This is a genomic window from Nonomuraea sp. B208 (genome assembly GCF_057536035.1).
The window spans coordinates 42,511-60,356 of the sequence record NZ_BAAJOU010000009.1; the positions used below are offsets into that span (position 1 = coordinate 42,511).

General features: G+C 73.1%; 20 protein-coding genes. 12 read left to right on the plus strand and 8 right to left on the minus strand.

Annotated elements, in window-relative coordinates; all coding sequences use genetic code 11:
• The first annotated feature begins 15 nt into the window (after positions 1 to 15).
• On the plus strand, positions 16 to 1,326 hold the full coding sequence (murA, locus tag AC27IY_RS04345; RefSeq protein WP_344214920.1) for a UDP-N-acetylglucosamine 1-carboxyvinyltransferase: 1,311 nt from the start codon (positions 16 to 18) through the stop codon (positions 1,324 to 1,326).
• Between the two features lie 52 nt (positions 1,327 to 1,378).
• The gene (locus tag AC27IY_RS04350; protein ID WP_423452719.1) at positions 1,379 to 3,637 is read left to right on the plus strand and encodes a transglycosylase domain-containing protein; all 2,259 of its coding nucleotides are present in this window, start codon (positions 1,379 to 1,381) and stop codon (positions 3,635 to 3,637) included.
• Here AC27IY_RS04350 and ybaK read toward each other — a convergent pair whose 3' ends face one another.
• The gene (gene ybaK / locus AC27IY_RS04355) at positions 3,638 to 4,093 is read right to left on the minus strand and encodes a Cys-tRNA(Pro) deacylase (protein ID WP_344215070.1); all 456 of its coding nucleotides are present in this window, start codon (positions 4,091 to 4,093) and stop codon (positions 3,638 to 3,640) included.
• A gap of 59 nt (positions 4,094 to 4,152) precedes the next feature.
• A complete protein-coding gene (locus tag AC27IY_RS04360; RefSeq protein ID WP_487177181.1) occupies positions 4,153 to 4,893 on the minus strand; it encodes an AraC family transcriptional regulator in 741 nt (246 codons plus the stop codon).
• Between the two features lie 55 nt (positions 4,894 to 4,948).
• On the opposite strand from AC27IY_RS04360, the gene AC27IY_RS04365 reads away from it, so the two are divergent.
• Entirely contained in the window at positions 4,949 to 6,073 is a 1,125-nt protein-coding gene (locus AC27IY_RS04365; protein WP_487177182.1) for an MFS transporter, read from the plus strand.
• On the opposite strand, the gene AC27IY_RS04370 is transcribed toward AC27IY_RS04365, so the two are convergent.
• The 3 genes from AC27IY_RS04370 to AC27IY_RS04380 all read right to left on the minus strand — a co-directional run bounded on the left by AC27IY_RS04370 (position 6,064) and on the right by AC27IY_RS04380 (position 8,854).
• Complete coding sequence (locus AC27IY_RS04370; RefSeq protein WP_487177183.1) at positions 6,064 to 7,500, minus strand: trypsin-like serine peptidase; 1,437 nt, start codon at positions 7,498 to 7,500, stop codon at positions 6,064 to 6,066. The two genes, AC27IY_RS04365 and AC27IY_RS04370, sit on opposite strands and share 10 nt — an antisense overlap.
• 109 nt (positions 7,501 to 7,609) lie before the next feature.
• Positions 7,610 to 8,611, minus strand: a complete 1,002-nt coding sequence (ligD, locus tag AC27IY_RS04375; RefSeq protein WP_487177184.1) for a non-homologous end-joining DNA ligase — start codon at positions 8,609 to 8,611, stop codon at positions 7,610 to 7,612.
• Between the two features lie 30 nt (positions 8,612 to 8,641).
• Positions 8,642 to 8,854 (minus strand): hypothetical protein, encoded by a 213-nt coding sequence (locus AC27IY_RS04380; RefSeq protein WP_344214932.1) that lies wholly within the window; start codon positions 8,852 to 8,854, stop codon positions 8,642 to 8,644.
• Between the two features lie 407 nt (positions 8,855 to 9,261).
• Here AC27IY_RS04380 and hisD point away from each other — a divergent pair, with 407 nt between their 5' ends.
• From hisD to hisF, 9 genes are all read left to right on the plus strand, one after another.
• Positions 9,262 to 10,608 (plus strand): histidinol dehydrogenase, encoded by a 1,347-nt coding sequence (gene hisD / locus AC27IY_RS04385; protein ID WP_487177185.1) that lies wholly within the window; start codon positions 9,262 to 9,264, stop codon positions 10,606 to 10,608.
• A 65-nt stretch (positions 10,609 to 10,673) separates the two neighbouring features.
• Positions 10,674 to 11,702 (plus strand): histidinol-phosphate transaminase, encoded by a 1,029-nt coding sequence (locus tag AC27IY_RS04390; RefSeq protein WP_449945414.1) that lies wholly within the window; start codon positions 10,674 to 10,676, stop codon positions 11,700 to 11,702.
• Positions 11,699 to 12,292 (plus strand): imidazoleglycerol-phosphate dehydratase HisB, encoded by a 594-nt coding sequence (gene hisB / locus AC27IY_RS04395; protein WP_020543824.1) that lies wholly within the window; start codon positions 11,699 to 11,701, stop codon positions 12,290 to 12,292. The genes AC27IY_RS04390 and hisB overlap by 4 nt, the downstream gene beginning before the upstream one ends.
• On the plus strand, positions 12,289 to 12,444 hold the full coding sequence (locus tag AC27IY_RS04400) for a hypothetical protein (protein ID WP_177240453.1): 156 nt from the start codon (positions 12,289 to 12,291) through the stop codon (positions 12,442 to 12,444). The genes hisB and AC27IY_RS04400 overlap by 4 nt, the downstream gene beginning before the upstream one ends.
• Complete coding sequence (gene hisH, locus AC27IY_RS04405) at positions 12,441 to 13,076, plus strand: imidazole glycerol phosphate synthase subunit HisH (protein WP_364446248.1); 636 nt, start codon at positions 12,441 to 12,443, stop codon at positions 13,074 to 13,076. The genes AC27IY_RS04400 and hisH overlap by 4 nt, the downstream gene beginning before the upstream one ends.
• A 28-nt stretch (positions 13,077 to 13,104) precedes the next feature.
• Positions 13,105 to 13,434: a hypothetical protein gene (locus AC27IY_RS04410; RefSeq protein ID WP_423452714.1), complete on the plus strand. Its 330-nt coding sequence runs from the start codon at positions 13,105 to 13,107 to the stop codon at positions 13,432 to 13,434.
• A gap of 4 nt (positions 13,435 to 13,438) precedes the next feature.
• Complete coding sequence (gene priA, locus AC27IY_RS04415) at positions 13,439 to 14,161, plus strand: bifunctional 1-(5-phosphoribosyl)-5-((5-phosphoribosylamino)methylideneamino)imidazole-4-carboxamide isomerase/phosphoribosylanthranilate isomerase PriA (protein ID WP_487177186.1); 723 nt, start codon at positions 13,439 to 13,441, stop codon at positions 14,159 to 14,161.
• 20 nt (positions 14,162 to 14,181) lie between these two features.
• On the plus strand, positions 14,182 to 14,592 hold the full coding sequence (locus AC27IY_RS04420; RefSeq protein WP_344214945.1) for a Rid family hydrolase: 411 nt from the start codon (positions 14,182 to 14,184) through the stop codon (positions 14,590 to 14,592).
• Positions 14,589 to 15,350, plus strand: coding sequence for an imidazole glycerol phosphate synthase subunit HisF (gene hisF, locus AC27IY_RS04425; protein WP_344214947.1), 762 nt, complete (start codon positions 14,589 to 14,591; stop codon positions 15,348 to 15,350). The genes AC27IY_RS04420 and hisF overlap by 4 nt, the downstream gene beginning before the upstream one ends.
• 30 nt (positions 15,351 to 15,380) lie before the next feature.
• Here hisF and AC27IY_RS04430 read toward each other — a convergent pair whose 3' ends face one another.
• The 3 genes from AC27IY_RS04430 to AC27IY_RS04440 form a co-directional block, all read right to left on the minus strand.
• The gene (locus AC27IY_RS04430; RefSeq protein ID WP_487177187.1) at positions 15,381 to 16,742 is read right to left on the minus strand and encodes a glutamine synthetase family protein; all 1,362 of its coding nucleotides are present in this window, start codon (positions 16,740 to 16,742) and stop codon (positions 15,381 to 15,383) included.
• Between the two features lie 61 nt (positions 16,743 to 16,803).
• The gene (locus tag AC27IY_RS04435) at positions 16,804 to 16,965 is read right to left on the minus strand and encodes a cytochrome c family protein (RefSeq protein ID WP_020543816.1); all 162 of its coding nucleotides are present in this window, start codon (positions 16,963 to 16,965) and stop codon (positions 16,804 to 16,806) included.
• Positions 16,966 to 17,139: 174 nt separating this feature from the next.
• Positions 17,140 to 17,769 carry a TIGR03085 family metal-binding protein gene (locus AC27IY_RS04440; protein ID WP_487177188.1) on the minus strand — a complete coding sequence of 210 codons (630 nt, stop codon included), beginning with the start codon at positions 17,767 to 17,769 and terminating at the stop codon, positions 17,140 to 17,142.
• Between the last annotated feature and the right edge of the window lie 77 nt (positions 17,770 to 17,846).

Sequence of the window (17,846 nt, forward strand, 5' to 3'; positions counted from 1 at the left end):
GGCTAGGCTCGCTCCGTGATTGCAGAAGAGGTCTGGCTGATTGAGCCCTCCGGCCCGCTCCGGGGGGACGTCGAGGTGCGCGGTTCCAAGAACGGCGTCTCCAAGCACATGGTCGCCGCCATGCTGGGCACCGGCGAGAGCAGCATCCACAACGCCCCCGAGGTGGGCGAGGTCGGCATCACGGCCGCGATGCTGGAGGCGCTCGGCATCCACGTGCGGATCGACGGGCCGGAGATCAGGATCGAGCCGGGGGCGCACATCGAGCCACGGGTGCCCGACGCGTTCACCGGGCTCAACCGCATCCCGATCCTCATGCTCGGCCCGCTGCTGCACCTGGCGGGGGAGGCGTTCGTGCCGCTGGTCGGCGGCGACCCCATCGGGCGGCGGCCGGTGAACTTCCACGTGGAGGCGCTGCGCTCGATGGGCGCCGAGGTGGAGGTGGGCGACACCGGCATCTACGCCAAGGCGGGACGGCTGCACGGCACCCGGATCGAGCTGCCGTACCCGAGCGTGGGCGCGACCGAGACGGTGCTGATGTCGGCGGTGCTGGCCGAGGGCAAGACGGTGCTGAAGAACGCCGCCATGGAGCCCGAGGTGGTGGAGCTGGCGCTGTTCCTGCAGCGGATGGGGGCGCGGATCGAGCTGTCGCCCGACCGCAGGATCGTCATCGAGGGCGTCGAACGGCTGCGCGGCGCCTCCACCTGGCTGACCGGCGACCGCATCGAGGCGTTCTCGTACCTGGCGGCCGGCCTGGTGACCGGGGGAGAGGTGCGGGTGCACGGCTGCCCGCAGGACCGCCTGGTTACCGCCATCACCACGCTGGCCAGGATGGGCGCGCACTTCGAGATCAACGACCAGTACCTGTGCGCCACCGCGCCGCCGGAGGGGCTGCGCGCGGCGGCCGTGCAGACCGACACCCATCCGGGGTTCATGACCGACTGGCAGACGCCGCTCATGGTGCTGTTCACGCAGAGCCAGGGCATGTCGGTGCTGCACGAGACGGTCTTCGAGAACCGCCTGGTGTACGTGCCCGCGCTGCAGAAGATGGGCTGTGAGATCGAGGTCTTCGACCAGTGCCTCGGCGGCCCGGCCTGCCGCTACCACGACACCAACGCCCGCCACTCGGCGGTCGTGCGCGGCGTGTCGAAGCTCAAGGGCGCCGACGTGACGCTGCCCGACATCCGGGCCGGGTTCTCGGCGGTGCTGGCGGCGGCGGTGGCCGACGGTCCGTCCACACTGCGCGGGGTGCACCACATCGAGCGCGGGTACCACCGGCCGTTCGAGCAGTTCGCCTCGCTCGGTCTGAACATTCGCAGGCAACGGTAAAGACGCAGGGCCCGGGCGTTTGCCGGTGATCGTCCGGTTGCACATCGTTTGAGTGACCGTACTCAGGACCGCCGGAACGCTCGCCCTGGCCGGTGCGCTGGGCGGCGTGCTGGCGGCGGCGCTGGCCGCGCCCGTGGTGAGCGGGGGCGGCCTGGCGGCCAAGAACGTCGCCGACACCTTCGTCCAGCTGCCGGCGGCGCCCCGCGAGGAGCCGCTGGCGCAGGTGACCAGGCTGCTGGACCGGGACGGCCGGCCGTTCGCCCAGTTCTACGAGGCCAACAGGACGGCCGTGCCGCTGGCGTCGGTCTCGCCCGTCATGCGCAAGGCCATCGTGGCCATCGAGGACGCCCGCTTCTACGAGCACGGCGGCCTCGACGTGCGCGGCACCCTGCGGGCGCTGCTGACCAACACCCAGGCGGGCGGCATCCGCCAGGGCGGCTCGTCGCTGACGCAGCAGCTCGTCAAGAACATCCTGGTGGAGAGCGCGCGTACCGACGAGGAACGCGACCGGGCCCGCGCGCCCAACCTGGCCCGCAAGATCACCGAGCTGCGGCTCGCGATGGCGCTGGAGCGCAAGTACCGCAAGGACGAGATCCTGGAGCGCTACCTCAACATCGCTTACTTCGGCGCCGGGGCGTACGGCGTGGAGGCGGCGGCCCGCCGCTTCTTCTCGACCTCGGCCGCCCGGCTGACGCTGACCCAGGCGGCCACGCTGGCGGGGGCGGTGCGGATGCCGTACTCGACCGATCCCTCGCTCGGCGCGGCGCACCGCACCCGGCTGCGGGCCCGGCGCGACCTCGTGCTGGACCGCATGGCCGGGCTGAAGATCATCAGCCAGCAGGAGGCGACGGCGGCCAAGAGCGCGCCGCTCGGCATCAACCTGCGGCCCGAGCCCGGCGGCTGCGAGCAGAGCGAGTATCCGTTCTACTGCCTGTACGTCCAGCGCGAGCTGCTGTCGAACCCCGTCTTCGGCAACACCCCGTCGATCCGCCGGGCCAGGATGGCGCGGGGCGGCCTGACGATCAGGACCAGCCTCGACCCGATCGCGCAGCGCGCCGCCGAGCGCGCCATCCGCCGCCATGTCCATCCCGAGGACACCGAGGTGGCCGCCGAGGCCATGGTCGAGCCGGGCACCGGCCGGATCCGCGCGATGGCGGCCAGCAAACGCTTCGGCCGCAACCCCGGCAACCGCAAGAACGGCTCCAGGACCACCTTCAACCTGGTCGCCGACGTCGCCCACGGCGGCGGCCAGGGCTTCCAGGCGGGCTCGACGTTCAAGGTGTTCACCCTGGCCACGGCGCTGCGGCAGGGGTGGAGGTTCGGTGACGGCTTCCAGACGCCCGGGGCGCTGGTGCCCGCCGCCGGCTACCGCAACTGCGAGGGCCGGCCGGTCAACGACCCCGGCACCCGCGTGCTCAACGCCAGCGGCGAGGGCGAGGGCGGCCCGCACAGCATCGAGACCGGCACCTGGAAGTCGGTGAACATCTTCTACATGATGCTGGAGCGCAAGGTCGGGCTGTGCAACGTGGTCAAGACCGCCAAGGCGCTCGGCATCGCCAGGGCCGACGGGACGCCGCTGCGCGAGGTGCCGACGTTCACGCTGGGCATCAACGAGATGGACCCGGTGACGGTGGCGGCGGCGTTCGCGGCGTTCGCCGCCCGCGGGACCTACTGCCGGCCGCTCGCCATCGTCGAGATCGTCGGCAGGGACGGGCGGCGCACCCACGTGCCGCCCGCCTGCGAGCAGGCCATCGAGCGGCCGGTCGCGGACGCGGTCAACCACGTGCTCGAAGGCGTCTTCGACAAGGGCACCATGAAGGGGCAGAGCATCGGCCGCCCGGCCGCCGGCAAGACCGGCACGAACAACGGCTACACCTCGGCCTGGTTCGCCGGCTACACGCCGCAGCTCGCGGCCGCGGTGAGCGTCGGCGACATCCGGGGCTCCTACCGCTACCCGCTGCGGGACGTGCAGATCGGCGACGACTACTACGGCTCGGTGCAGGGCGCGTCGCTGCCCGGGCCGATCTGGGTGGAGTCGATGGAGCCGGCGCTGCGGGCGGTCGAGCCCCGGCGGTTCCATCCGCCGGACATGAGCCGCTTCGGCGGCGGCAACACTCCCGGGCTCAAGGAGGCGCTGGCCGAGGAGGAGAAGCGGAAGAAGCGGCACGGCGACCGGGCCTTCCGCCGGCACCGCAGGCTCTTCCAGTGGCTGCTCGGCCAGACGCCGGGCGTGCCGTCACTGGAGTGGCCGCCCCGCGCGCCGCTCGACGGCTGGGAGCGGCGCCCCTGGCCCCGCCGCCACCGGCACTGATCAGCCGGTCTTGCCTATGGGGGCCGTTACGGCGCGGGTGAGCGTGATGAGGTTGTCGGGCGCGGTCTCGATCTGGAGGCCGCGCCTCCCGGCGGAGAAGTAGATCGTCGGGAAGTCGAGCGCGGAGGAGTCGACCACGGTCGGGAGCTGCTTGCGCTGGCCGAGCGGGCTGATGCCGCCCACGACGTAGCCGGTCACCCGCTCGACCCTGGCCGCGTCGGCCATGGCGGCCCGCTTGCCGCCCAGCGCGTGGGCGAGCGCCTTGAGGTCGAGCTTGCCGGCCACCGGCACCACGGCCACCGCGAGGCCGCTCTCGGTCTCGGCGACGAGGGTCTTGAAGATGCGCTCGTACGGGAGGCCGAGCGCGTCGGCGGCCTCCTCGCCGTAGGCCTGGGCGGAGGGGTCGTGGTCGTACGGGTGGAGCGTGAAGTCGGCCTTGGCCCTGGTCAGGGCCATCGTCGCCGGCGTGCCGCCTTTGCCTTTCGCTTTGCTCACAAAGAGCGATTGTAGCGAATCTACAACGTAAAGGCCCGGCCGGGGGTGTACCCCAGGGCGCGCCGGAACACGTCGATGAACGCGCTCGCCGACGCCCACCCGCAGCGGTGCGCGACCGCGGTCACCGGCAGGCCGTCGGCCAGCAGCAGGAGCGCGTGGTGCAGGCGGAGCTGGGTGCGCCACTGGGGGAAGCTCATGCCGAGCTCGTTCCTGAACAGCCGGGCCAGGGTGCGCTCGCTCGCGCCCGCCCCGGCGGCCAGCTCGCCCAGTGTCCTGCGGTCGGCGGGGTCGCGCTCCAGCGCGGCGCAGACGGCGGCGAGACGGGGGTCGGCCGGCGCGGGCAGGTGGAACGCCTGCTCGGGCGCCCGCCGCAACCGGTCCAGCAGCACCCCCAGCAACCGTCCCCGCTCGCCGTCCCCGAGGTCGCCCGGCTCGCCGGTGTAAGCGATGATCAGCTCGCGGAGCAGGGGATCGACGGCGAGCACGGCGGGGCGGTCGAGGGCGAGCGGGTTGCCGGTGAGTCCGATGAGGCGCAGGTCGGTGTCGCCGTGCGCCCGGTGCTCGTGGACGGTGCCTGCGGGCACCCAGATCGCGCGGTTGGCGGGCGCGACCCAGACGCCGGCGCCGGTGGTGACGGACAGGACGCCGCGGCAGGCGTACACGATCTGGTGGGTGTCGTGGCGGTGGGCGTCGATGCCGCCGCCGGGCGCGAGCGGGCGCCGTCCGGTGGGCGCCTCGGCGAGGTGGCGGATCTCCGACATGAGTTGGCACTTTATCGGAAGCAGGCCACCGGCGGCGCGGGCGACGATCGGAGGCGTGAACAGGGTCCCCATGCTGGCCGCCGGGCACGCGGCCGTCGATCTCTACCAGGGCGCGGTGCCCGCCCTGGTGCCCTTCCTGGTGGCCGAGCGCGGCTACGGCTACGTCGCGGTCTCGGGGGTGGTGCTGGCGGCGACGTTGCTGTCGTCGGTCGTGCAGCCGGTGTTCGGGCTGCTGACGGACCGGTGGCGGATGCCGTGGCTGATCCCCGTGAGCATGGTGGCGGCCGGGGCTGGGGTGGCGGTGGGCGGGGTGGCCGGCTCGTACGCCCTGACCTGCCTGGCGGTGGCGCTGTCCGGGCTGGGGGTGGCGGCCTACCATCCGGAGTCGGCGCGGCTGGCGCGGATCGCGAGCGCGGGCAGTCATGTGCGGATGAGCTGGTTCTCGCTGGGCGGGACGCTGGGGTTCGCCGCGGCTCCGGTGCTGGTGACCCCGTTGCTGGCGGGGTGGGGACTGGGGGCCTCGCCGCTGCTGGCGGTGCCCGCGGTGGCGGGTGCGCTGGTGACGCTGCCCGCGGTGCTGGCGCTGACGGGCGGCGGTGGCGGGTCACGGCGGGAGGGGACCCGGGCCGTGCGCGGGCGGGACGACTGGCGGTCGTTCGCGCGGCTGACGCTGGTGATCGTGTTCCGATCGGTGGTGTACGTGGGCCTGAGCACGTTCGTCGCCCTGTACATGGGCGGCGGCGCGGCCGGGGCCGTGGCGCTGTTCGTGCTGTTCGCGGGCGGGGCGGCCGGGACGGTGCTGGGCGGGCGGCTGGCGGCCCGCTGGGGGCGGGTGCGGACGATGCGGCTGGCGTACGCGGCGGCGGCCCCGGCGGTCGCGGGCGTGGTGCTCGCGCCGGGGCCGGCCGCGTACGTCTTCGTGGCCGCCTCCTCGATCGCCCTGTACGTCCCGTTCTCCCTGCACGTCACGCTGGGCCAGGATCTCCTGCCGAACCGGGTGGGCACGGCGGGCGGCGTGACCCTGGGGCTCGCGGTGAGCGTGGGCGGGCTGACCAGCCCGCTGGTGGGCGCGGTCGCGGAGGCGTCGTCGCTGCGGGTGGCGCTGGGCTGCCTGGTGGTGTTCCCTGTCCTGGCGTGGCTGCTGGCGCGCACGCTGCGGGAGCCGGTGCCTCAGTCCTGAACCGGGATGCGGGCCACCGCGGTGTTGTCGCGCTGTGAGGGGTCGAGGGCGGTGGCGGTGACGTGCGCGGTGACCGGCACCTGGCGCGGCGCGCCGGCGGTGAGGCGTACGCGGGCGGTGAGCCGGACCGGGTGGCCGGGGCGTACGGCGTCGATCGCGCAGGCGGCCTGCTGGGCGGTGCGGGCGCAGGCGGCGCCGGTGACGGCGGTGAGCGCGGCGCCGTCGGGGACGCGGAGGGTGACCGGCACCTGGGCGGCGGCCAGGAGGCCGCGCATGGTGACGGTGGCGGTGACGGTGGCGGTCCGGCCGCGGCGCACCGGGCCGTTGGGGCCGGTGGCGGCGACGGACAGGGCGTCGTAGACGCCGCGCGGGTCGGCCTTCTTGACGATGGCGCCGTAGCTCTCGACGTTGAGCGCGTTGGCGACGGAGTAGCCGTCGGCCTCGCCGTCCTCGGTGCCGGCCGACAGCACGCCGACGAGGTCGCGGGTGCCCTGGACCACCCAGGGGCCGCCGCTGTGGCCCTTGGACAGGTGGCAGTTGTACGTCTCCAGCTTGCCCACCAGTTCGGTGGCGCTGGAGGAGACGGCGGCGTTGACGGCGGCGAGCGCGCGGGCCGGCTGGGTGCGGGCCAGGCACCAGAGCTGGTCCCTGCCGTCGTAGGGCTTCCTGCCGAGGACGCCGGGGTAGCCGGTGGAGATGACGGTGTGCCGCCCGCCCTGGCTGCGCAGGGGGGTGAGGGCGCCGACGGCGTCCTGGAGGGTGCGCTCGCGCCGGCCGACCTCGATGAGCGCGACGTCGTAGACGGAGTTCCAGTCGCCGCCGGCCAGGCCGGTGTAGGCGCCGGGTTTCCAGGCGCGGCGCCCGCCCCAGCGCCCGTACGGCTCGCGCTGCCGCTCGCCGGTGGCGCGCCCGTCGTAGGCGGGGACGAAGGCGAAGTTCGTGTGCCATTGGCCGTGTTCGGCCCCTTCGGGGACGCTGTAGACGCAGTGGGCGGCGGTCACGACGAGCAGCCCGGACGCCGAGCGGACGACGCTCGCGCTGCAGGAGTCGCCCTGCCCGGCGGCGTTGACGAAGAACAGCCGGCCGGTGACGCGGCTGCGCGCGGCCCCGGTGTAGGGCCGGCGGACGGGGGCGTAGCCGTTGTCGTCGCCGCCGGGGGTGATGCGCTGGTCGTCGGGGACGCTGAGCAGGCGGCGGGCGGAGGCGGGGACCAGGGACGGCCGGGTGGCGGGCAGCTCGGCGGCGCCGGCCCCGGCCTGCCTGGCGGGCGTCCAGTAGCGGATGGCCTGGCGGGGGCGCATGAGGGGGGACGCCTCCGCCCCGCCCAGCGCCCGCGTTGCCGCGCTGCTCTCCAGTGAGGTGGTCGTGGCGAGGCCGCCCAGCGCGGCCAGTGCCGTGACCAGTGTGCTGACCAGCGTTCTCGCCACGGTGTCCCCCTGGGCGTCGATACGGAGCAAATCCTCTCGGTCACTTTAAGTCACGAGATCGGGACGAACCGTAGTCATGGGGGTCGTGTCGTGATCGGTCCGGCCCGGGTCAGCCGGCGGCGTCGCCGCGGCGCGGAAGGAGCTCGGAGGTGACCGCGTCGGCGGGGGAGCGGTCGGGGCGCAGGCCGCGCCAGGACGGGTGGCGCAGCAGCCCGTCGCCGGTGACCTCGGCGTACTGGACCTCGCCGACCAGGACGGGCTCGGTCCAGCGGGCGTCGCGGGCGTGCTCGCGCGGCACGGGCTCGGCGAACGGCGACGCGGGCCGCTCCAACGGGGCCAGCCGCTCGTGCAGGTCGGCGAGCATGGCCTGGGTGAAGCCGGTGCCGACGTGGCCGACGTAACGCAGCCGGCCGCGTTCGTCGTGCGCGCCGAGCAGCAGCGAGCCGATCGTGCCGGAGCGCCGGCCGCCGCCGGGCCGCCAGCCGCCGATGACGACCTCGACGGCGCTGACGTTCTTGATCTTGGTCCATTCCGCGCTGCGCCGGCCCGGCCGGTACGGCGAGTTCAGCCGCTTGCACACCACCCCTTCGAGCCCGAGCCGGCGGGAGGAGTCGAGCGCGCGCTCGGCGTGGTCGGGGAACGAGACGGGCACCTGCCACCGGAACCCCGGCGTGAGCACGCTTTCAAGCAGCCGCCGCCGCTCGCTGTAGGGCAGGCCGACGGTGGGCGTCTCGTCCAGGTGCAGGATGTCGAAGGCCATGAACGTCACCGGCACGGCCCTCGCCAGCTCGGCGACGGCGACCGGGTTGCGCTGGTGCATGCGCGGCTGGAGCGCGCCGAAGCTGGGGCGGCCGGCCTCGTCGAAGGCGACGATCTCGCCGTCGATCACGGCGGCGCGGCGGTCGGTGGCGCCGGCCATGAGCTGGAGCTCGGGGTAGGCGGGGGTGATGTCCTTGCCGTTGCGTGACATCAGGCGGACGGCGCCGCCCTCCACGTAGGCGAGGGCGCGCACGCCGTCCCATTTCATCTCGACGGCCCAGTCCTCGCCCTGGACGGAGGTCAGGGCGCCGAGCTGGGCGAGCATCGGCGCGTAGGCCGGCAGCCGCACCATGGTGCGTGCATTACCCCGTCCGCTTGATCGTCAAGGGTGGCGAGGGGTCTCCGGATGGTCAAGCGGCCCGTCCTCGACGAGCTCGGCCAGGTCGACGCCGTGGCGGTGCAGCTCGGTGACGTTGTGGCAGTAGCCGCGCAGGTACGTACGGCCGCCGATGTTGTGGGTGACGCGGAGGAGGGGGCGGTCGTCGAGAATGATCGCCTCCACCAGGATGCCGTCCGGCCCGCGCCACTGTCCCATGCGGCAAGGGTATGCGACTGGACATAATGGACATGTAATAAAAAAGCGACCGTCATGTTTCCGGACTCGCCCGAAACGGGCCGCTCTAGCGGTAAAGATGACTTGGGGTGAGCTTGAAGAGCAGAAAGTAGTTCGGTCCCGGACGTTAAACGCTCTTCACCCCGGGCACGGCACAACCCGAACTTCCTCCGGAGTCGTGGCCGCGCCCCCGTGGCGGCCACGGCGGAACGCCCCGGCAGGCCCGGTCCGGGGCGGCGACGGCCGCGTGGCGGTACAGGCGAGTGCCGCCACGCGGCCGTCGTGCGCCCCGCACCGGAAGCCGGCGCCGCCGGACGCCCCGGTCCGTCCGCCTGTCCCGCAGTGTGGACAGAACGAGATTCGGGGCCCGGACTCCGTAGACTGTGGGGGTGATTTCCCGTATTGACATGCGCGGTTCCCTCCCGGCGAACCTGCGTGACGTGCTGCCCCGCGCCGAGCTCGACGTCGAGGCCGCCCTGGAGAAGGTGCGGCCCATCTGCGACGACGTGCGCCATCGCGGCGTGGCAGCCGTACGGGAGCTGACCGCCAGGTTCGACGGCGTGGAGATCGCCACCACCCGCGTCCCCGCCGAGGCCATCGAGCGCGCGCTCGCCGAGCTCGACCCGCGGGTGCGCGCGGCGCTGGAGGAGTCGATCCGGCGCACCCGGCTGGTCCACCGCGACCAGCGGCGCGCCGACGTCACCACCCAGGTGGTGCCCGGCGGCACGGTCACCGAGCGGTGGGTCCCGGTCGACCGGGTGGGCCTCTACGTCCCCGGCGGCCGCGCGGTCTACCCCTCCAGCGTGGTCATGAACGTCGTCCCCGCCCAGGAGGCGGGCGTCCCCTCGCTGGCCGTCACCAGCCCGGCCCAGAAGGAGTTCGGCGGGCTGCCGCACCCCACGATCCTCGCCGCCTGCGCCCTGCTCGGCGTCGAGGAGGTCTACAACGTGGGCGGCGCCCAGGCCGTGGCCATGTTCGCCTACGGCACCGAGGAGTGCGCCCCGGCCACCCTGGTGACCGGGCCGGGCAACATCTACGTCGCCGCCGCCAAGCGCCTGCTGAAGGGCCGCATCGGCATCGACTCCGAGGCCGGGCCGACCGAGATCGCGATCCTCGCCGACGACACCGCCGACCCGGTGCACGTCGCCGCCGACCTGATCAGCCAGGCCGAGCACGACACGATCGCCGCCGCCGTGCTCGTCACCACCAGCCCAGAGCTTGCCGACGCCGTGGAGAAGGAGCTGCCCGGCCAGGTCTCGGCCACCCGCCACTCGGCGCGCATAGCCGAGGCGCTGAGCGGCCGGCAGTCCGGCATCGTGCTGGTGAGCGACCTCGACGACGGACTCAAGGTCGTCGACGCCTACGCCGCCGAGCACCTGGAGATCCACACCGCCGACGCCGCCGCCGTGGCGGCGCGGGTGCGCAACGCGGGCGCGATCTTCGTGGGCACGTACGCGCCGGTCTCGCTCGGCGACTACCTCGCCGGCTCCAACCACGTGCTGCCCACGGGAGGCTGCGCCTGCCACTCCAGCGGCCTGTCGGTGCAGTCGTTCCTGCGCGGCATCCACGTCGTCGACTACACCCGCGACGCGCTGGCAAGCTCCGCCGCGCACGTCACGGTCCTGGCCGACGCCGAGGACCTGCCCGCCCACGGCGCCGCCGTCCGCGCCCGCTTCGACTGGCGCGTGCCCACCGCAGAGCCCACCGCCGTGCCCACCACGGAGACGACCGAGTGAACCCCGACCAGAAGCCCGGCGACGTGACGCTCGCCGACCTGCCCATCCGCGACGACCTCAGGGGCATGTCGCCCTACGGCGCTCCCCAGATCGACGTCCCGGTCCGGCTCAACACCAACGAGAACCCCTACCCGCCCTCGCCCGAGCTGGTCGCCGACCTCGCCGAGGAGGTGCGCGGCCAGGCGGGCGAGCTCAACCGCTACCCCGACCGCGACGCGCTCGCCCTGCGCGCCGACCTCGCCGGCTACCTCGGCCACGGGCTCTCCACCGAGCAGGTGTGGGCGGCCAACGGCTCCAACGAGGTGCTCCAGCAGATCCTCCAGGCGTTCGGCGGCCCCGGCCGCACGGCGATCGGGTTCGAGCCCTCCTACTCGATGCACCCGATCATCACCGGCGGCACCAGCACCGAGTGGATCAGGGCCAGCCGCGAGGACGACTTCTCCCTCGACCCCGGCAAGGCGGTCGCGGCGATCGAGGAGCACCGCCCCGACGTCGTCTTCCTGACCTCGCCCAACAACCCGACCGGCACCGCGCAGCCGCTGCCCGTCATCGAGGCCGTGGTCGAGGCGGCGCCGGGCATGGTCGTGGTGGACGAGGCCTACTTCGAGTTCGCCCGCGAGGGCACGCCGTCGGCGCTGACGCTGCTGCCCGAGCACCCGCGGCTGATCGTCACCCGGACGATGTCCAAGGCGTTCGCCATGGCCGGCACCCGTCTCGGCTACCTCGCCGCGCACCCGGCGGTGATCGAGGCGCTGCTGCTGGTGCGGCTGCCGTACCATCTGTCGACGCTCACCCAGGCGGCGGCGCGGGTGGCGCTGCGCCACCGCGCGGAGCTGCTCGGCACGGTCGACGCGCTGCGCCGCGAGCGCGACGACACGGTGGCCTGGCTGCGCGCCAAGGGGCTGCGGGTCGCCGACTCCGACGCGAACTTCGTGTTGTTCGGCCGCTTCCCCGACCGGCGCGCGGTCTGGGAGGGGCTGCTGGAGCGGGGCGTGCTCATCCGCGAGGTGGGCCCGCCCGAATGGCTGCGGGTGTCGATCGGCACCGGCGAGGAGATGGCGGCCTTCCGCGCCGCCCTGGAAGGAGTCCTGTGAGCCGCGTAGGCCGCGTCGAGCGCGTCACGAAGGAGACCTCGGTCCTGGTGGAGGTCGGCCTCGACGGCACCGGCCGGGTGGAGGTCGCCACCGGGGTCGGCTTCTTCGACCACATGCTGGCCCAGCTCGGCAAGCACGGGTTGTTCGACCTGACGGTCAAGACCGAGGGCGACCTGCACATCGACTCCCACCACACGATCGAGGACACCGCGCTCGCGCTGGGCGCCGCGTTCCGCGAGGCGCTGGGCGACAAGTCGGGCATCAGGCGGTTCGGCAGCGCGTCGTGCCCGCTGGACGAGTCCCTCGCCCAGGTCACCGTCGACCTGTCCGGCCGCCCCTACCTCGTGCACACCGAGCCCGAGGGCATGGCGCCGATGATCGGCCACGACTACGACACCACGATGACCCGCCACATCCTGGAGTCCCTGGTCGCCCAGGCCGCGATCTGCCTGCACGTGCACGTCCCCTACGGCCGCAACGCCCACCACATCGTCGAGGCCCAGTTCAAGGCGCTGGCGCGGGCGCTGCGCGAGGCGTCCGAGCCCGACCCGCGTGCGACGGGGGTGCCCAGCACCAAGGGCGTGCTGTGACGGGCAACGCCATCGCCGTCGTGCTGGTCTTCGTCGGGCTGTTCCTCGCCGGCGGCGTGTTCTCCCTGTTCAAGCAAGGGCTCAAGATCGGAGCCGCCGTCTGCGCCGTGGGCGCGGTCATGGCGGTCACGGCGGGGGTGTTGTGGTGGTGAAGAAGAACGTCGTCGTCCTCGACTACGGCTCGGGCAACCTGCGCTCGGCCGAGCGGGCCCTCGCCAGGGCCGGCGCGGAGGTGACCGTGACCGCCGACTTCGACGCGGCGGTCGAGGCCGACGGGCTGGTGGTGCCCGGCGTGGGCGCGTTCGCCGCGTGCATGACCGGGCTGAGGGCGGTGCGCGGCGAGCAGATCGTCGGGCGGCGGCTGGCCGGCGGCCGGCCGGTGCTGGGCATCTGCGTCGGCATGCAGATCCTGTTCGCCCGCGGCGTCGAGCACGGCGTGGAGAGCGAGGGCTGCGGCGAGTGGCCCGGCACGGTCGAGCGGCTGGACGCCCCCGTGCTGCCCCACATGGGCTGGAACACCGTCAAGGCGCCCGCAGGGAGCGTGCTGTTCGCCGGGCTCGACCCCGAGACCCGCTTCTACTTCGTGCACTCCTACGGCGTGCGCGAATGGGAGCTGCACGCCGGCGAGGGGTTCGCCGAGCCGCTCGTCACCTGGGCCGAGCACGGCGTGCCGTTCGTGGCCGCCGTGGAGAACGGCCCGCTCATGGCCACCCAGTTCCACCCGGAGAAGTCCGGCGACGCCGGCGCCGTGCTGCTGGGCAACTGGCTCAAGACCCTCGACTGACCACGAGCGCGACCAGGGCGGGAGAGCGGTGAGCAAGGAACGGGCCCGGCGGCGGGCCGAGCGTGAGGCCGAGCGGGCCCGCGCCATGCGCGCCAACGAGGAGCGCCAGGCGCGCGGCGCCCGGCGGCGGGCCTTCTTCGCCCGGCTCGTGCCGCGCCCGGTGCGCGTCCGCCGCCAGGGCGGCCTGATCGCCCGCCGCCACCGGGCGCAGAACGTGGTGGTGGGGGCGGCGTTCCTGCTGGTCCAGGCGCTGGCCTGGCTGCTGTGGGGCTCGCTCGCGGTCAGTTTCGCGGTGCTCGTCCTGTCCCTGTTGCTCGTACCCGTTGTCGTGACCCTCGCCTTCGACCGGAGGACCTGAAGAAATGTCGCTCGTACTGCTGCCCGCCGTGGACATCGTGGACGGCCAGGCCGTCCGCCTGAGCCAGGGCGAGGCCGGCACCGAGACCGGCTACGGCGCGCCGCTGGACGCCGCGCTGGCCTGGCAGGAGGCCGGCGCCGAGTGGATCCACGTGGTGGACCTCGACGCGGCGTTCGGCCGGGGGGACAACCGCGAGCTGATCGCCGAGCTGATCGGCCGGGTGGACGTCAACGTGGAGCTGTCCGGCGGCATCCGTGACGACGCCACCCTGGCCGCCGCCCTGGCCACCGGCTGCCGCCGGGTCAACATCGGCACCGCCGCGCTGGAGAACCCCGAGTGGTGCCGCAAGATCATCGCTGAGCACGGCGACCGCATCGCGGTGGGCCTCGACGTGCGGGGCACGACCCTGGCCGCGCGCGGCTGGACCCAGGACGCCGGTGACCTGTGGGAGGTGCTCGACCGGCTGGAGGCCGACGGCTGCCCCCGCTACGTCGTCACCGACGTCACCAAGGACGGCATGCTCCAAGGCCCCAACCTCGACCTTTACCGGCAAATCTGCGCACGGACTGACAAACCGGTCATCGCCAGCGGCGGCGTCTCCAGCCTCGATGACCTGCTCGCACTGGCTTCTCTCGTTCCCGACGGAGTGGAGGGCGCCATAGTGGGCAAGGCCCTCTACGCTCACGCGTTCACACTCGAGAACGCGCTTGCCGCGGTACGCGTGTAGCTCCGCCGGGAGGGGACGGAATGAGCGTCAGCAGCGACGGCATGCAGAACACCGGTCCGAGGATCTTCTCCGGAGGCATCTGGGAGGAGAAGTACGGCTACGCCCGCGCCGTGGTCGCCGGGGAGCGGGTGATCGTGTCCGGGTGCACGGCCACGGTCGAGGGAGAGGTCCGGCACGTCGGCGACGCCCACGCGCAGGCGCTGACCGCGATCGACATCGCGCTGGAAGCCGTCCTGATGGGCGGGCTCACCCGCGAGGACGTCGTCATGGTCCGCTACTACGTGGTCGAGCAGCGTCACTTCGACGTCGTCGGCCAGGCCATCGGCGAGGCCTTCGGCAAGGTGCGGCCCGCCTGCACAGGAGTACGGGTGGCCGGACTGGTCGACCCGAGAATGCTGGTCGAGATCGAAATAGAGGCACTGCGAGCATGACCGTAGCCGTACGAGTGATCCCCTGTCTCGACGTCGACGCCGGGCGCGTGGTCAAGGGCGTCAACTTCGAGAACCTGCGCGACGCGGGCGATCCCGTCGAGCTGGCCCGGCGCTATGACGAGGAGGGCGCCGACGAGCTGACCTTCCTCGACATCACCGCCTCGTCCGGCGAGCGGGAGACCATGCTCGACGTGGTGCGCAGGACCGCCGAGCAGGTGTTCATCCCGCTCACCGTCGGCGGCGGGGTGCGCTCGGTCGAGGACGTCGACCGGCTGCTGCGGGCCGGCGCCGACAAGGTGTCGCTCAACACCGCCGCCATCGCCCGGCCGGAGCTGCTGACCGAGGCGTCGCGGCGGTTCGGCGCCCAGTGCGTCGTGCTGTCGGTGGACGCCCGGCGGGCGCCCGGCACCCCGAGCGGGTTCGAGGTGACCACCCACGGCGGGCGGCGCGGCACCGGCATCGACGCGGTGGAGTGGGCGGCGCGCGGCGAGGAGCTGGGCGTGGGCGAGATCCTGCTCAACTCGATGGACGGCGACGGCACGCTCGACGGCTACGACCTGGAGATGCTGCGGGCGGTGCGCGCCGCCGTCCGGGTGCCGGTGATCGCCAGCGGCGGGGCCGGCCGGCTGGAGGACTTCCCGCCGGCGGTGGCGGCGGGCGCCGACGCCGTGCTCGCGGCGTCGGTTTTCCACTTCGGCACGCTGAAGATCTCCGAGGTCAAGGACACGCTGCGGATGGCGGGCCACCCGGTCCGCTGATCCGCGAGGGGGAGGGCCACCGCGTGCGCGTCAGAAGGCGCGCACGTGGTGGTACAGCTCGTAGGCGACGTCGTGGGCGGCGAACGCGGCCGCCTCCGACCGCTTGACCGCCACGTACGCGCTGCTGCGCAGCGGCCCGAGCGCCTCCGTCAGCACCTCGTCGGCCTCCAGCGAGTCGAGCGCCTCGCCGAGCGAGGACGGCAGGCGGGGATAGCGGCCCGGCAGCGTGTCCGGGTCGACGCCGACCGGCTCGCCGGGGTCGAGCCCGCGCCGGATGCCGTCGAGGCCGGCGTGGATGACCGCGCCCAGCGACAGGTAGGGGTTGGCCGAGGAGTCCGACGGCTTCAGCTCCAGGTTGGGCTCGCCGCTCTCGCCGAGCGCGGAGCACACGCGGACCGCGGCCTCGCGGTTGTCCGGCCCGTAGACCGCGTACGCGCTGGCCCACGTGCGCGGCGCCAGCCGGCGGAAGCTGTTGACGCTGCCGCAGGTGAGCGCGGTGAGGGCGGGCAGGTGGGCGAGGAGCCCGCCGATGAAGGCGCGGCGCACGTCGTTGTCCTGGCCGAAGACGTTGACCTTGTCGTCCCACAGCGACAGGTGCAGGTGGGCGCCGTTGCCCGCCTGGTCGGCCAGTGGCTTGGGCGCCAGCGTGGCCCACATCTGCATCCGCATGGCCACGCCGCGCGCGCTCTCGCGGAACAGCACGTGGTTGTCGGCGGCCCGCAGCGCGGGCGCGTGCCGGACGGACAGCTCCTGCTGGCCGGGCCCGAGCTCCGGGTGGTAGTGCTCGACGCGCAGGCCCTGCGTCTCCAGCGTCCTGACGAGCTTGACGGCGTAGTCGTGGGCCGTGTCGAACCCGGTGTTGGCGTAGCACAGCGAGTCGTCGAGCGGGACCAGCCGGTCGGGGCCGCCCCCGGGGTCGGGCAGCCGGCGTCCGAGCGTGAACTCCGGCTCGAACGCCGCGACCAGCGTGTAACCCTCGGTGGCGAGCTCGGCGATCGCGTCCTTGAGGAACGTCCGCGGGCACGCCTCCCAGGGCGAGCCGTCGGGCCGGCGAAGGTCCGACAGCATGGCGGCCGCGCCTGGGGCATGCGGCAGCGGGACGTAGGTGGCCGGGTCGGGGACGATGCGGACCTCGCCCACCGGGCCCAGCTGCTCGACGTCCTGGAGCTGGTCGAGCATGTTCATCGCCATCATGGCCACCGTGTGCCCGATGCCCGTGCCGAGGCGTTCGGCCAGCCGCGACCTGGACGCCGCCTTGCCACGGATCACGCCACCGTGGTCGGCGTACAAGAAGCGGATCAGCTCGACGCCCTCCAGCTCGGCCCGTTCGAGGATGCGCCGTGCGTGGGGGTCGAGCTGGCTGGTCCTGTTGCCGCTGGGGCGATCTCTCATCCTGCCTGCGTAACACGATCGGGCACCGCGGGGAAGCACCCGCCGCAGACAGAAGGGCGGGTTACGTCAGAACCTGCGAGAAGAACACGGCCAACTGATCGGCTCCTTGGAAGATTCCGTTGATCACACCGTTCACCGCGTCGGCGGCTTGGGCCGGCCGGGTGAACAGGTAGAAGACCACGAACGCGATAGCCACGTAGGTGATCACCTTCTTGACCTGCATGGGGGGCCTCCTGCAGTCCATTCCCAGCCGTATATACCCGGATCTGGGCGATCACTGGCATCCACGGCGAAGATGTTCATGATCATAACCGGGGGGCTTCTTTCCTCTGCCATGGTACGGGCTCGAATGCTCATGCGAGCCCCTACGGGACCGGGACTTCTGCTTGACCGGCGGCTAGATCCCCAGGGTCGCCGAGCGCACCCTGGCGACCGCCTCGGGGTCGCCCGTGAGCTCGACCCGGGCGTGCTCCTGGCGGCCGAAGCAGAACAGCAGCAGCTCGGAGGCGGTGCCGGTGACCTCGACCCGCGGGCCCTGGCGGGGGCCGCCGAGCGCCACGCCGCCGCCGAGGCGGTGCAGCACGACGCCGACCGGCGAGCGGCGCAGCATGAGCCGGGAGCCGGCCGAGACCCGCTGCCACAGGAGGCGGTCGAGGCCGGCGGGCAGGTCGCGGGGCTCCCAGGCGGACTGGGCGCGGCGCACGTCCTCGTGGTGGACGAACATCTCGATCGTGTTGACGGTCTCGTCGAGGAAGCGGGCCAGGCCGTAGACGCCGCCGGGCCGCCGGACGATGCCGACCAGCTCGGGATAGGGATGTCTGGCCTTCATGGCGTCCATGACGGAGGCGGTGTAGCCGGACAGCGCCTTGACCGCGATGCCGGGCATCGCGTCCGGGCGGCGCTCGCGGACCGCCAGGTGGGCGGCCAGGTCGTAGCTGGTCCAGCCCGTGCACAGGGTCGGCGCGTCGGGGCCGACCCGGTCGAGCAGGTCACACAGCGCGTTGCGCTCGTCGCGGGCATACGTCACGTGCCCACCCTACCCACGGGAATAACAGCAGGATCAGGGGTGATGTAGTGACTTGCGTGTAAATACCGTTGAATACA

Bases quoted from the DNA above. Each gene is read 5' to 3' on its own strand.
- ybaK (WP_344215070.1), bottom strand. From the start codon at position 4,093: ATGGCCCTGACCAGGGCCAAGGCCGACTTCACGCTCCACCCGTACGAC.
- AC27IY_RS04360 (WP_487177181.1), bottom strand. From the start codon at position 4,893: ATGTCGGAGATCCGCCACCTCGCCGAGGCGCCCACCGGACGGCGCCCG.
- ligD (WP_487177184.1), bottom strand. From the start codon at position 8,611: ATGGTGCGGCTGCCGGCCTACGCGCCGATGCTCGCCCAGCTCGGCGCC.
- AC27IY_RS04380 (WP_344214932.1), bottom strand. From the start codon at position 8,854: ATGGGACAGTGGCGCGGGCCGGACGGCATCCTGGTGGAGGCGATCATT.
- AC27IY_RS04390 (WP_449945414.1), top strand. From the start codon at position 10,674: ATGTCGCCCTACGGCGCTCCCCAGATCGACGTCCCGGTCCGGCTCAAC.
- priA (WP_487177186.1), top strand. From the start codon at position 13,439: ATGTCGCTCGTACTGCTGCCCGCCGTGGACATCGTGGACGGCCAGGCC.
- AC27IY_RS04420 (WP_344214945.1), top strand. From the start codon at position 14,182: ATGAGCGTCAGCAGCGACGGCATGCAGAACACCGGTCCGAGGATCTTC.
- hisF (WP_344214947.1), top strand. From the start codon at position 14,589: ATGACCGTAGCCGTACGAGTGATCCCCTGTCTCGACGTCGACGCCGGG.
- AC27IY_RS04430 (WP_487177187.1), bottom strand. From the start codon at position 16,742: ATGAGAGATCGCCCCAGCGGCAACAGGACCAGCCAGCTCGACCCCCAC.
- AC27IY_RS04435 (WP_020543816.1), bottom strand. From the start codon at position 16,965: ATGCAGGTCAAGAAGGTGATCACCTACGTGGCTATCGCGTTCGTGGTC.